Origin of the sequence: uncultured Maricaulis sp. (assembly GCF_947259345.1) — a bacterium.
In the GTDB taxonomy this organism is placed as follows: Bacteria; Pseudomonadota; Alphaproteobacteria; order Caulobacterales; family Maricaulaceae; genus Maricaulis.
The window spans coordinates 57,968-70,616 of sequence record NZ_CAMYLS010000003.1 but is presented as its reverse complement, the minus strand read 5'-3'; the positions used below and the strand labels follow the sequence as shown (position 1 = coordinate 70,616).

At 64.1% G+C, this 12,649-nt stretch carries 12 protein-coding genes; 3 read left to right on the top strand and 9 right to left on the bottom strand.

All coding sequences use genetic code 11. The features are described from left to right. The first annotated feature begins 16 nt into the window (after positions 1-16). Entirely contained in the window at positions 17-1,084 is a 1,068-nt protein-coding gene (locus tag Q0X62_RS01215; protein ID WP_366946085.1) for a glycosyltransferase family 1 protein, read from the top strand. 99 nt (positions 1,085-1,183) lie between these two features. Here Q0X62_RS01215 and Q0X62_RS01210 read toward each other — a convergent pair whose 3' ends face one another. Next, positions 1,184-2,008, bottom strand: a complete 825-nt coding sequence (locus Q0X62_RS01210) for a helix-turn-helix domain-containing protein (RefSeq protein WP_297730736.1) — start codon at positions 2,006-2,008, stop codon at positions 1,184-1,186. A gap of 87 nt (positions 2,009-2,095) precedes the next feature. Here Q0X62_RS01210 and Q0X62_RS01205 point away from each other — a divergent pair, with 87 nt between their 5' ends. Further along, positions 2,096-3,142 (top strand): alpha/beta hydrolase, encoded by a 1,047-nt coding sequence (locus Q0X62_RS01205; RefSeq protein WP_297730734.1) that lies wholly within the window; start codon positions 2,096-2,098, stop codon positions 3,140-3,142. A 115-nt stretch (positions 3,143-3,257) separates the two neighbouring features. On the opposite strand, the gene Q0X62_RS01200 is transcribed toward Q0X62_RS01205, so the two are convergent. From Q0X62_RS01200 to phnC, 4 genes are all read right to left on the bottom strand, one after another. Continuing rightward, positions 3,258-4,313 (bottom strand): substrate-binding domain-containing protein, encoded by a 1,056-nt coding sequence (locus tag Q0X62_RS01200; protein WP_297730732.1) that lies wholly within the window; start codon positions 4,311-4,313, stop codon positions 3,258-3,260. A gap of 58 nt (positions 4,314-4,371) precedes the next feature. After that, positions 4,372-5,571 carry a porin gene (locus tag Q0X62_RS01195; RefSeq protein ID WP_297730730.1) on the bottom strand — a complete coding sequence of 400 codons (1,200 nt, stop codon included), beginning with the start codon at positions 5,569-5,571 and terminating at the stop codon, positions 4,372-4,374. 240 nt (positions 5,572-5,811) lie between these two features. Beyond that, positions 5,812-7,851 carry a phosphonate ABC transporter, permease protein PhnE gene (phnE, locus tag Q0X62_RS01190; protein WP_297730728.1) on the bottom strand — a complete coding sequence of 680 codons (2,040 nt, stop codon included), beginning with the start codon at positions 7,849-7,851 and terminating at the stop codon, positions 5,812-5,814. Continuing rightward, positions 7,851-8,645, bottom strand: coding sequence for a phosphonate ABC transporter ATP-binding protein (phnC, locus tag Q0X62_RS01185; RefSeq protein ID WP_297730726.1), 795 nt, complete (start codon positions 8,643-8,645; stop codon positions 7,851-7,853). The genes phnE and phnC overlap by 1 nt, the downstream gene beginning before the upstream one ends. Positions 8,646-8,713: 68 nt before the next feature. Between phnC and Q0X62_RS01180 the strand changes: the two genes are divergently transcribed. Next, the gene (locus Q0X62_RS01180; RefSeq protein ID WP_297730724.1) at positions 8,714-9,196 is read left to right on the top strand and encodes an A24 family peptidase; all 483 of its coding nucleotides are present in this window, start codon (positions 8,714-8,716) and stop codon (positions 9,194-9,196) included. Positions 9,197-9,205: 9 nt separating this feature from the next. Here Q0X62_RS01180 and gspN read toward each other — a convergent pair whose 3' ends face one another. Genes gspN through gspK form a run of 4 tightly spaced genes read right to left on the bottom strand, consistent with a single transcriptional unit; the run spans position 9,206 to position 12,649 of the window. Further along, the gene (gene gspN / locus Q0X62_RS01175) at positions 9,206-9,946 is read right to left on the bottom strand and encodes a type II secretion system protein N (RefSeq protein ID WP_297730722.1); all 741 of its coding nucleotides are present in this window, start codon (positions 9,944-9,946) and stop codon (positions 9,206-9,208) included. Further along, on the bottom strand, positions 9,946-10,443 hold the full coding sequence (locus Q0X62_RS01170) for a type II secretion system protein M (protein ID WP_297730720.1): 498 nt from the start codon (positions 10,441-10,443) through the stop codon (positions 9,946-9,948). The genes gspN and Q0X62_RS01170 overlap by 1 nt, the downstream gene beginning before the upstream one ends. Then, positions 10,440-11,666: a type II secretion system protein GspL gene (gene gspL, locus Q0X62_RS01165; protein ID WP_297730718.1), complete on the bottom strand. Its 1,227-nt coding sequence runs from the start codon at positions 11,664-11,666 to the stop codon at positions 10,440-10,442. Before gspL ends, Q0X62_RS01170 begins: the two co-directional genes overlap by 4 nt. Further along, positions 11,663-12,649: a type II secretion system minor pseudopilin GspK gene (gene gspK / locus Q0X62_RS01160; RefSeq protein ID WP_297730716.1), complete on the bottom strand. Its 987-nt coding sequence runs from the start codon at positions 12,647-12,649 to the stop codon at positions 11,663-11,665. Before gspK ends, gspL begins: the two co-directional genes overlap by 4 nt.

The window sequence follows — 12,649 nt, the reverse complement described above, 5'->3', positions numbered from 1 at the left end:
GCAGCCGCAACGCATCATGCTGGTGACGGACGCCTGGGAGCCGCAGGTCAATGGCGTCGTGCGCACGCTTTCGCGCACGGTCGAGGAATGCCGCGCCATGGGGCACCAGGTCGAAGTCATCCATCCGGGGCTCGGCTACAAGACGTTCCCGTTGCCGACCTATCCGGAGATCAAGCTGGCGCTCGGTGCGCGCGGCGACATCGCCCGGCGCTTCAAGGAATTCGAACCGGAAGCCATCCATATCGCGACCGAAGGCCCGCTTGGCATGGCCGCGCGGCGGATCTGCGTGAAGTGGAAACTCCCCTTCACCACCAGCTATCACACCAAATTTCCCGAATATGTCCACGCCCGCATCCCGCTGATCCCGACCGCGGCCGGCTATGCCTTCATGCGCTGGTTCCACAATGCGTCCGGCCGGATGATGGTGACGACGCCCTCCATGCGCGATGACCTGGCCGAGCGCGGCTTCAAGAACCTCACCGCCTGGGCGCGCGGCGTGGATATCGAGATGTTCAACCCGAACAAACGCTTTGTCGGCGGCGAGGATGTCTATGCCGGCCTGCAGCGTCCGATCTTCGTCAATGTCGGACGGATCGCGGTCGAGAAGAATATCGAGACCTTCCTCAAACTCGACCTGCCGGGCACCAAGGTCGTCGTCGGCGACGGCCCCCAGAAAGCAGAATTGCAGGAAAAATATCCTGACGCGGTCTTCCCGGGTCCGAAATTCGGCGACGAGCTGGCGCGCTGGTTTGCCGATGCGGACGTCTTCGTCTTCCCCAGCTGGACCGACACATTCGGCCTGGTCAATCTGGAAGCCATGGGCTGCGGCACACCGGTTGCGGCCTTCCCGGCCCACGGCCCGAAGGACATTATCCCGGGCTCCGGCGGCGGCTTCATCAATGATGATCTGCGCCAGGCCTGTCTCGATTGCCTCGAGATTGACCGGGCGGCTCCGCGCGCCCATGCGGAAAAGCATTCCTGGCGTCAATGCGCCGTCGACTTCGTGAAGAACCTGAAGCCGCATCCCAAGCCGGAACGCCGCCGCTTCTGGCGCCGCTTGCGCAAACGCAAGGCGCTGTATTGAGGCGATTGGTGGCAAAAGGGGACATGGTCCGGCTCTGAGTGCCGGTGCTGCAATCGCGACTTGGGACACTCCCCCACACGAGGCCCGGCCGACCGACGATCAAAAACGCTCGCCCAGAAGCCGATAACACCAGAAGGCTTCTTGCGTTTTGATCGCGCGGTTTAGGCGCGCCGGCGAAAATCCGGTTGCCCGGCGGACATAGCGCCCCATGTGTGACTGGTCGGCATACCCCGCCTGCTGGGCAATCTCGGCGGGCGAGGAGTCCGGATGGGAGACCACAATCCGGTGCAAGTTCTCGAATGCGTCGTAGAATTCCAAAGATCGTCGTGTCTGCCCCGTCGCGCGTTTGGTGCGCCGTTCGATCGACCGCAAACTGCGGCCGACATTGGAGAATGCAGCCCGAGCCAGCGCAGCCCTCGCCCAATCTCCGACCCCGCTCAAGCCTGGCCAGCTGGTCGGACGCGCGCGCTGCCAAGCTGGCGCCAAAGCGTCGCAGAACCCGTCCCATCCCCTTTCCGGTTTCGTTTCGGGATCGAATGCCTCCATGGCGGTCGCGATACTGGCGGGGATATCGGAGAAGTCGGCCCGACCGCCCAGTTTGAGCCATGCGTCATAGTAGAAACTGACAGTACACGCAGTGACCTCCCCGGCGGACCAGCTGGCGATCGGGGTATCCTTCGGGCCCGTAGCCGAGAGCACCGGCATCGGGAGTGAGGCGGCGGCCTCTCGCCAGTCACCCGTCGGGGGAAACAGGCGCAACTCTCCGCACAAGATTCGTGTCACCGCCACCAAGGGCGAGGCTGGGAAGTAGTTGATGCGGTCCTCATCGGACAGGTCTGCCTCCCGGGTGTCACGATAGAATGCCGCGAGCAGGCATCCCGAGAGCCGGGGCGGCGGTTGCAGCAATCTTGCCGTCGTTTGCAAGGGGCCTCCTGCACTGTCGCATTCATTCTATAAAGCGGCGAACGCCCGGGGGTAGGACAGGCTGATTGTCATACAAAGGGTTTCCCCGTGTCCAAACTCATATTCTCCGGCCCCCTCTCACTCCGCCTGCGCAGCCTGTCGACATTGAGCCGGATTGCGCTGGCCACCAGTATCCGGCACGCCACAGGTCGCCGAATGGCTCCAGATTGGGATATCAGCCTGGAAACCGGCATCCGGTTCGTGCGGCACCAATTCACAGATGCCATGACGGGTATGAGTATCGAACGTGGTCGCCTTTTGTTCGACAGCATCGAGCCCAGAAGCGACGATGTCTACGACGTGACCACCGAGGAAAGCACCTCACCAACCGGCCATTGGTATCATCCGGCCAAGCGGAAAAGCGACGCGGTTCTGCTTTACTTCCATGGCGGGGGCTATGCGTTCCACGGCAAAGTCAGCCGACGCTTTGCGGCCATGCTTGCCCATCATGTCGGCGCCAGCGTGTTCGCACCGGACTATCGGTTGACACCTGAACACCCTCACCCTGCCCAGGCAGACGATGCCTTGGCTGCATGGACCCATCTGACGGGCTTGGTCCCGCCAGAGAGAATCGCCATCATTGGCGACAGTGCCGGTGGCCATATGGGCTTGATGCTCTTGCAGACACTCAAGAAGCATGGGGCCCCGCAGCCCGCTGTTTGCGTTGGGCTCTGCCCCTGGACGGATATCGACAATCACAGCCCCAGCATGCGGGACAATGACCGCTACGACCTGGTTCAGGGCTGGATGGCTCAGATGTTCGGCGAATGGCTCGATCCGCAAGGCAAGTATGGACGCGAGGCCCTATCGCCGGTTTTTCAGGACTATGCTGGCCTCGCGCCGATCTATCTCCAAGTCGGTGGACGCGAAGTCCTGCGCGACATGGTCATCGAATTTGCACAAGCACAGAAAGCCAATCGTGCGGACATTACACTCGACGTTTGGGACGACATGCCCCACGAGTTTCAAGCCTATGACAGCCTGAAAGCGTCATCAGCAATGGCCCTGAAGCGATTGGTAAAAACGGTCCATGCGCACGTGGACAAAGCGGACGCGCTTCAGCCTGAAGCGGGTATCACTCGGGTGTCCGTCTGAACCCATGCAGGTGGCGACACAGGTCGGGGGCACCTTTCCCCGGTCAGTCTACCGATCACATAAATGGGGGCGACCGACTGGCCGCCCCCGCATGTTTGCCACCCAAGTCGAGACCTTACTCCGGCGATTGCGTCATCGCGGTCAGGCTGACGGCGGCGTCGCGCATGGCATTGCGGTCGGCGTCCGGCAGCGGGATGAGGCCGCGATCGGTGAGATAGCCGAACTCGCCCCAGGCATCGTCGGAGGTGAACTCCTCGATATATTCCACCAGGCCCGGAATGATCGCGGCATGCTGGTTCTTCACATAGAAGAAGAGCGAGCGCGAAACCGGATAGCTGCCATCGGCGATATTCTCGAATTCCGGCGCGACACCGTCGATATTCACAGCCGAGATACGGTCGGAATTCTGGTCCAGGAAGGAGAAGCCGAAGACACCGAAAGCGGTCGGCGTATTCACCAGGGTCTGGACAATGGCATTGTCATTCTCGCCGGCATCGATCCAGGCGCCATCCTCGCGGATACGGCTGGCGATCTGCTCGAAGCGATCCCGATCATTGTCCCGCAACTCGTCCATGCAGGCGATGTGGCGCGCGCCGTCCTGCAGGGCCAGCTCGACGAAGGCATCGCGCGTGCCGGAGGTCGGCGGCGGGCCGAAGACCTCGATCCGCTGACGCGGCAGGGACGGGTCGATATCCGACCAGCGCTGGTTCGGATTCGGAATAAAGCTGGAGCAGCTCTCATCGGCCGGAATCTCGGCCGCGAGGGCGAGCCAGACCTGGTCGAGTGTCATGTCGATATCGGAAGCACCGCGATCCGCTGCGCCGATGACGATGCCATCAAAACCGATGCGGACTTCCGTGATTTCGCGCACGCCATTATCATGGCAACGCTCATATTCCGAACCGCGCATGCGGCGCGAGGCATTGACGATGTCCGGGTGCTCGGTGCCGACGCCCGAGCAGAACAGGCGCAGCCCGCCACCGGAACCGGTCGATTCGACCACCGGGGTGGAAAAGCTGGTCTTGGCGCCGAAGCTCTCGGCAACGGCGGTCGAGAAGGGGAAGACCGTCGAGGAGCCGACGATGCGGATCTGGTCGCGCTGCTGCGCCTCGGCGCCTCCGGCGATAGCCACAACCGCGAGGGCGGCGGCGAGTTGAGCGTGGAGTTTCATGTCTTCAATTCCTTGCCACTAAACGATGCGGGTGCCGTAAGGACTGGCCCGCCTATGATCAGAAATCCCATTGCAGTCGGAGTTGTGCACCCGACACGTCGGTGTCAGCAGCCCCGGGAACGGACAGCCTGCCATCAACGAGATTGGCCATGATGCGAACATGGTCTTCCAGATACCAGTTCACGCCAAAGGTGAGATTGGTCAGCTCGCCGGCCGCGACACTGCCCAGATCGGCCCGGTCGAGGCGAACCGCGACTTCCCAGGCGCCGAGCCCGCCCTCAGAGACGGTCGTGGTTGGACGGGTGCGACCGAACTTGCCGGAGCTGGCCGAATAGCTGCGCGTCTCGCCGGTGAGGAACCAGGCGAAATTGACGTATTGCGCATTGAACTCAGGGTCGCCGGCCGGACCGTCGAGCGTCTGGTTCATCCACTCGGCCTCGACATGGAAAGCGCCATTCACGGCGGCAAATTCCAGGCCCCAGAAGAAGGAGGTATCGGCCTCGCCGAGCGGGCGGCCCGGACGGAAGTCGGCGGTCACGATGCGGTCGGTGATATGGGTCTGCGGGCGGACGCGGGTGCGCGTGCCGGCATCGCCATAATCCAAATGACGGACCGAGGCACCGAGATGCACGGTCGCGTCATTGACGGCAAAGGTCCGCGTCGCGCGAGCCGAGACGGCAGAGCTGTCATCAAGCTCCAGCGACCGGGACAGATCGCCCGGACGGCCGCCATAGACGCCGGCGCTGAGCGAATAGTTGTCGCCGCCGCGGGCCAGCGTGACACCGACACGGCGATCAAGCCCGAACAGGTCCGTGCCCAGGCCGCGCTCCATGAAAGTGATATAGCGCGAGGAGGTGAGTTCCTCGATCGAATTGGTCGTCTTCATGTGACCGATCTTCATGTCGAAGGCATCGGCATCGAAGGTCAGATAGACGTCATTGGCGCCGATGGCTTCATTGATCCAGTCGAACTCGGCGACATAGTCGACGCCGCGTATCGAGCCGGTGACGCCCAGGCGGGCGGTGCGGATTTCGCTGTCGGCCCAACCCGTCCGCGCACCATTCGAGGTGAAGTCGACATCGCCGTAATCGAGGAAGACACGACCGCGGAAGGTAAAGCTGTCGCCGTTGTCCGGATTGGACCAGGACGGTACGCCGTCAAATTCCCAACCGCCCCTATCCTGGGCAGATGCCGTGGTCGCAGTGATAAGGGCAGCGCTGGCAGCCAAGACGGTGCTCGCAAGAAGAAATCGGGTCACGATGGCGTTCCTGATGTCATCGGGACGCCACTCTGATCTGCTGCGCTATAGGCAGAATGTGTCAAAGAGGCGTCGGTTGAGTGAAGCTTTTGCTACAATTTCGCTATTTCGCGAAAACTCGTAGTTTGACTCGATGACGGATTTACAACAAACCTGTGACACCTTTGTTGCAATTCTTCGCAGACACAAAAAAGCCCGGAACGTGAACGCTCCGGGCTTTCTTCGATTATCCTCGTAAAATCAGGTCAGTCGCTTGCGCAGCAATTGCGACATCATGTCGATCAGGCTGACCGCGATGACGATGACCAGGACGATCGCGGCCGTGCGCTGATAGTCGAACGCGCGAACCGCCTCGAACAAAATCTGTCCGATACCGCCCGCGCCGATCAGGCCGAGCACCGTCGCCGAGCGCGCATTCGACTCGAAGCGGTAGAGGCCAAAGGAAGTCCACAGCGGGGCAACCTGGGGAATCACCGCCCAGATCACTTCATGGATGGGTCGCGCACCGGTCGCCCGGACGCCCTCGACCGGGCCATGATCGATCGACTCGACAGCCTCGGAGAAGAGTTTGGCCAGCACCCCGGTAGTGTGGAAGGCCAGGGCCATGACACCGGCCAGCGGCCCCAGTCCCACGGCTGCGATGAAGACCAGCGCAATGATCAGCTCATTGATCGACCGGCAGACATCCATCATCCGCCGGACCGGCTGGACAACCCAGCCAGGGGCCACATTGCGGGCACTCAAGAGGCCGAAGGGAATGGCCGAAACCACCGCGATGAACGTGCCCCAGATGGCGATCTGCACGGTCACCACCATTTGCGGGATGGCTTCTTCCAACCCGCTTGACAGGGCGTCCCAATAACTCGCCCGCGAGGCGCTGTCCGCAATGTCGTCGGGCAGGAAGCCGCCGATGAACTCGCCCATGTCGCCGGCATTCTCCACCAGGAGATAGGACCGGTCCATGTCGGCGGAATCGAAGCTCCAGACCAGGACGACGATCGTTCCGGCCGCGATCACCGCATTGGCGACGCGCTCCATCAGCGGCACTTTCGGTCCCGGACCCCGCGGCGCGGAGGCCCACAGCAGCATGACCACACCGCCCACGGCGACGATCAGCAGGATACCGCCCATGATCCAGTCGGGACCCTCGGCTTCGGCGCGCGGCTGACCGGCCGCCTCATTGGTGATCTGCTCGAAGGAATTGCCCTGGCTGGTCAGACCGGTATTGCCGGCCTCGACCTCGGCCAGGCGCGCTTCCAGCTCGGCGATGCGGGTCGTGCGTTCCCCATCCGTCAGGTCCGGATCATTGCGGACATTGGTGAGATCGCGAACGATCTCCAGCTGCACGATCGGATCGAGATGCGCATTGGAGGCCGGCAGGAAGGTACCGAAATAGAGCGGGTCGAGAATGGCCCGCGCCTCGGCAATTTCCTCAGCCGTGCCCATGCGCCCGAAATTCATGAAGAAGTATTGCAGGCGCTGCTTGGCTTCGATGTCGAGATCAGCCCGCCAGATAATCGGATCGGTGCCGATCATCGGAGAGCGCCAGATCTCGCGCAAGCGGGAATGCATGTCCGGGCGCGAGCGCTCGAGCAGGATCATGTTGGTGGTGTTATTGGTACCGACATCAATCAGGTCATTGGCCACCGCAACCGCATTGGCCTCGTGATTGGCATTGCGCACCGAGTTGTAGCACTCACTCGGATCAATCCCGCGCGGGGCGAAAATGAAGGCCGACGGGACCAGATAGCCCGAGGTCGAATTGGGATCGCCCATGCCGAAATCGAGGGTCTGATCACATTCCAGGATGTCGTCCACGGTCTGGATCGGGCTGTCACTCGGGACCAGCAGGACCGAATGATAGCCTTCCGATCCGTCCGGATAGGTCGCCTTGGCGAAGACTTCCCCGCCGGCCCGGCGCACGGCCTGCAGGCCGGAGAAGTTGGAGAACCAGGCAAATTGCACGCTGTCATAGCGCATGGCCTGGATCACGCCGGCATAGTCCGAGGCGTAATAGGGCTGGATGTCATAGCCGGTCCATTCGGACATGGCTTCGATGAAGGGCCGCCAATTGGTCTCCTGGGTCGAGGAGGATTCAGTAGCGATAATGCCGAAATTGAGCACCCGGCGCTCTTCGCCCGGGGCCGCGGCATTGCTGGACGCGCCGGTCGAGGAGCGCGGCTGGTCGACGGAGCCTGAACAGGCGCTCAGGGTCAGGGCGGCGAGCAGGAGGCAGGCCTTGGCGAGGCTGCGGAAGGGTTGGGTCAAGACGGGTCTCATCACGCTTCTCCCCCTTCGAAGGCGGCTTCGAATTCGGGGCCGTAAATCTCGATCAGCTTGTCGCGCTTCAGCTCGCGGGCGGGACCGTCATAGACGATACGGCCCTTGTTGAGCGCAACGATGCGGTCGCAGAAACGCTGGGCGTAGTCGACCTGGTGCAGGGTGACCACCACGGTCAGCTTGTCGTCCAGATTGAGCTCACGCAGCGTCTCCATCACCTTGCGGGCGGAGACCGGGTCGAGCGAGGCAATCGGTTCGTCGGCGAACAGCACTTCCGCGCCCTGGACCAGCGCCCGGGCGATGGCGCCGCGCTGCTGCTGGCCACCGGAGAGGTTGGAGGCCCGGCGCGCCGCGAAACTGTCGACGCCAACGCGGGTCAACGCATCCATCGCCGTCTGCTTGACGTCATTGGGAAAGATACCGAGCACGCCGCGCCAGGTCGGCAGGCGACCGAGCGCGCCGACCAGCACGTTCTGGAACAGGGAGAGACGACCAACCAGATTGAATTGCTGGAAGATGAAGCCCAGCTTGATCCGGTTCCGCTGAACACCCTTGGACAGCTTGCCACGCTTCTGCATGGTCCGGCCCATGACAGAGACGGGCCCGCTGGCCTCATCAGCGACCTGCAAGGCAGCGGCGACCCGCAGCAGGGTAGACTTGCCGGACCCGGACGGACCGATCAGCGCGACCATTTCACCCGGCTTGACATCCAGGCTCACATCGTCGAGCGCCTTGGTCTCACCGAATGTCATCCGGACATTTTCAGCGTGGAGCGCCAGCGCGGCGTCTGTCATTGTGTCTACCCCTTGTTGAGCCCCGACCTTGTGGCTCATGCGTATTACACTTTTGTGACAGGACGGGAATGATTCACATTCACCTGGCAACAGCCACCCTCGTCATCGCCCTCGCAGCGCTGGCCTGGATCGATGCGCGCAGCTTCCGCCTGCCCGACTGGCTGACCCTGCCATTGATCGCCGCAGGTGTCGCCCTCAACGCGATTTCCCTTGGTACGCCCTGGACATCGCTCATCGGCGCAGCGCTGGGCTATGGCAGTTTCGTCACCCTCGAGATCGGCTATCGCCGCCTGCGCGGCCGCGACGGGCTGGGGCGTGGCGATGCCAAGCTGATGGGCGCAGCCGGAGCCTGGTGTGGCGGCTGGCTTCTGCCGCTGATTGTGTTGAGCGGCACCCTGGGCGCGCTGGCCTTTATTGGCGTGACCGCACTTGTCCGCCGCCGCCTGCCCGACACCAGCCAGCCCTGGCCTTTCGGTCCCTGGCTCGCACTGGGCTTTCTGATCGGCTGGCTGCACCGCGCCTACGGACCCGGCCTCTACCCGGTCCTGTGAGACGACCGGTCAGCCGTCCACGCCCGCCGCATAGTTTTCCCGCCCGCTCGCGCGCCACACACCACGGTCGCGTGTCATGCCGGACAGGGCAAGCGCGTCAGCGAGGTCGGGCCAGTCTGTTTCCACGGTCGCGGTCCAGTCAAAGGCCGCGTCACCGAAAACGACCCGTCCGGCGACATCAAGCCCCTCAACAGCGCCGCCCCAATCCAGAGCAAGCTGATCACCATCACAGGAGAATGTGCCACTGAGCGCTGGACCGGTCCGGTCTGACAGGCTGGCGAGCGAGACCAGGGCTCGACTTTGCGCAATCCCGGACGCTTCCAAGCAGGCGCCATCACGCAGCTCGATGCGGTCAATACGGGCAAAGATGGGGGCATCGCGCGTCAGCCCCGGCAGACGATCGAGACCGAGCCGATCCAGCGTCACGGTCAGATCCGTCTGCTCGAACACCATCCGCTCGCGGCCCAGTCGCACATGCCCGGTACCGCGCAGCCGGGTATCCGCGATCTGCCACGCCCCGCCCAGCTGACCGGTCAGCAAGGCCAGCGGGTCCAGCGAGACCGCCACCTCCCGCACCGGCACACCATTGACCTCGAGACCATAAGCCCGGCCCTGCCAGATCGTGCCGAAGACATCGCGATAGCCCAGCGCCTGACTGCCTCCCGCCGCCAGGGCCACAGCCTTGAGCGGCATCAGGGCGATCAGCCAGACCAGAAGCAGGCCGAGCACCAGGGCAATACGACCCGCCATCACCGCCCACCTCGCGACAGGACGAAGGAGGCCGAGACGAAGCCATCCGCCTCCCGGTCGAGGGTCGAGGCGCCAAGCTGGATGCCGTGACGCTGTTCCAGGGCGACCAGCCAGGCCAGGACGGCCGTGGTGTCGGCATTGTCGAGATTGACGGTCAGACGGCCATCCTCGCCGGGCACCATGCGCGCCAGGGCGAGGTCATGCTGCAGGGCCAGTGATCCGACCACCGCCCGCAAGGACTGGGTCGGCGCCGCACTGACCGGTTGCTCGGCGGCCAGGCGCTGCACGGTTTCGGCATGTGCCTCGACCGACCGGTACAGCCGCATGGAGGCCGCATAGTCATCGCGTGCACGTTCATGGGCCGCGGTGAGTGGCCGGACGATCAACACCATCCCCAACAGGATGATGACCAACCCTGCGGCCAGCCCCAGCATGATCTGCTCACGCAGGGTCAGCCCGGTCCACCAGGCCCCAAGGGAGGTTCCGATCGCACTCATGACAGCCTCACCACAAACTCACCCTCAATCCCGGCCGTGCCCTCGCGCGCACCGCCATCCTCCAGCTGCAGGCCAAGCGCGTCGGCGCGATCATTGAGTTGGTCAAAATCGGAAAAGTCGGAATAGGTCGCGCCGACCGACAGCGTGCCGCGCACCGGATCGAAACGGACATGATCCACCCGCACGGTCTCCGCCTCTTCCGTCAACGCATCCAGCGCCGCCAGCAATTGCAGGAAGACGGACTCGTCATCGCCGGCCAGGGCATTGGCCTGGTCGCGCAGGAGACGTTCGGCTTCCGCCGCAATCACCGGCCGCCCGAAATCCGGACGGGCATGGCGGAAGACGGCGAGTGTCGCCGCCTCGAAGCGATCCGCCTGCAGACGGTAATAAACCGTCTCGCCACCCAGGAGCAGACCGAAGCCGACCAACAGGGCCGCCGCCATGGCCAGCGGGCGCCGCAGGGGGCGGATCAGAGCGGACAGGTCGAGCGTCGAAACCAGGCTTTCACCGAACAGGCGCGGCAGGCCGGCCAAGCGTTCGGCCGGCAAGGCCGAAGCCCGCAGGTCCAGCTCACCCTGGCCGATCGAACGGAAATTCGCGCCGGTCAGGCCCAGCGAACGCGACACCGCGATCTCGCCCGTCCCGGCGGCTTCGACGAGCGGTTGGATGACCGATCCGAACAGGGCGGCATCCATAGCCCCGGCCAGCGGCTTGGGCGCCTCGCCCGCTCCGTCCGGATCATGGGCAAAGAGGATGGCATCGCCGCGATCATACAGCGTCAGCGCTGCGCCGGGTTCGGCGGCAGCGAAACTGTCCGGGACGAGGAAAGCGGGACGCTGGATCAGCGGCATCAGGCGTGAGCGCCAGGCCTCGACCTGGTCGACCCCCGCGGCGACCACCCAGCGCTGCCCGTCCGCCTCGCGCGGTCCAGGGCAGACCTGCGTCTCGTCGAGGCGTGAAGCCAGCTCATCCTCGATCATATAGGGCGCGGCCTGCCGCGCCTGTTGTTCGGAGCGGGCCGACAGGGCAAGCCGGGACACATGCAGCGCCTCGGACGGCAGCAGGACAAGCGTGCGCGTAACCCCCGCCGCCACATCCGCCGGCAGCGCAGCCTCTTCAGCCGACAGGCGCCCGTCGCGCAGGCGCTGGCCCGCTTCGCGGTCAACAATCGACCAGGCCACACTGTCCTGCGGGCCCGGTTTCAGGATCAGGTCCTGGCTCATCCGATACTTCCATAACGCTGGGACAGGCGCGTTGGCATGACGCCGCCCGTCCATTCAAACAGGGTGTCGAGACGCCAGGCCTGCCCGTCATGGCGGACATCCACAGCGACCTCGAAATAGCGGGTTTCCAGCCCGATGGCCGGACGCCGGGCGGCATCGACCTCAAGCTCGGCAATCGCTTCAAGCGCCCAGAACGCCTCGATATCGGCAAAGCCGGCAGCCGGCCGGGCGAGCAGGACGCCTTCTGCCGCGACCCGCCCCAGCGCACCATCGAACAGGGCGACCAGAAGCGGCCAGTCCTCGGTCTGCATTGTGTTGATATTGAGCGGAACCGGCGCCGCGACCGGGCGCGCGCACACATGCGGCGCCAGCTGGCGATAAAACGCCGGGGTCATCGAGGCCAGCGCCAGCAATTCCTCGCGCTCGGCCATCAACGTATTGCCGGTGCGGTAGACGAGCGGGCGATCGGCATAGACCGCGTCCTCGCCGCCGCCCGGCAGCGGACGGCTATCGCTGTCGATCCAGTCCGTGGCTTCGGCGGCAAGGCGGCCGGCCTCGGCGGAGGGCAGGCCCAGCGCGCGCATCAAGCGCTCAAAGCGGCGCCGCTGGATCTCGTCCGCGACCAGACCACCCTGCCCGTCTGACACAACCAGGCCATTGATATTGAAACAATTATTGCCGTCGGAAATGCGCCCGCTCAGCGCCCCGCGCTCAATCGGGAAAGTGCGGGCCTCGCGCAACCAGGCGGCGTCGGGCCGCAAGGCCTGTTCGGGGTCCTGCATTGCGGTGCCGATCAGGCCGCCGGCAAATTCCCGCGCGCCCATGGCATACCAATAGGCCTGGTCCCGCACCTCCATATTGGCCGACCGGCGCAGGGAGGTTCGCAACTCGCCCGCCAGCATCATCGCCATCGAGGCCATGACCGCGACCAGAAGGAGCGCGCTGATCAGGGAGGCGCCGCGCTCGGTGTCGGCGGATTTCAA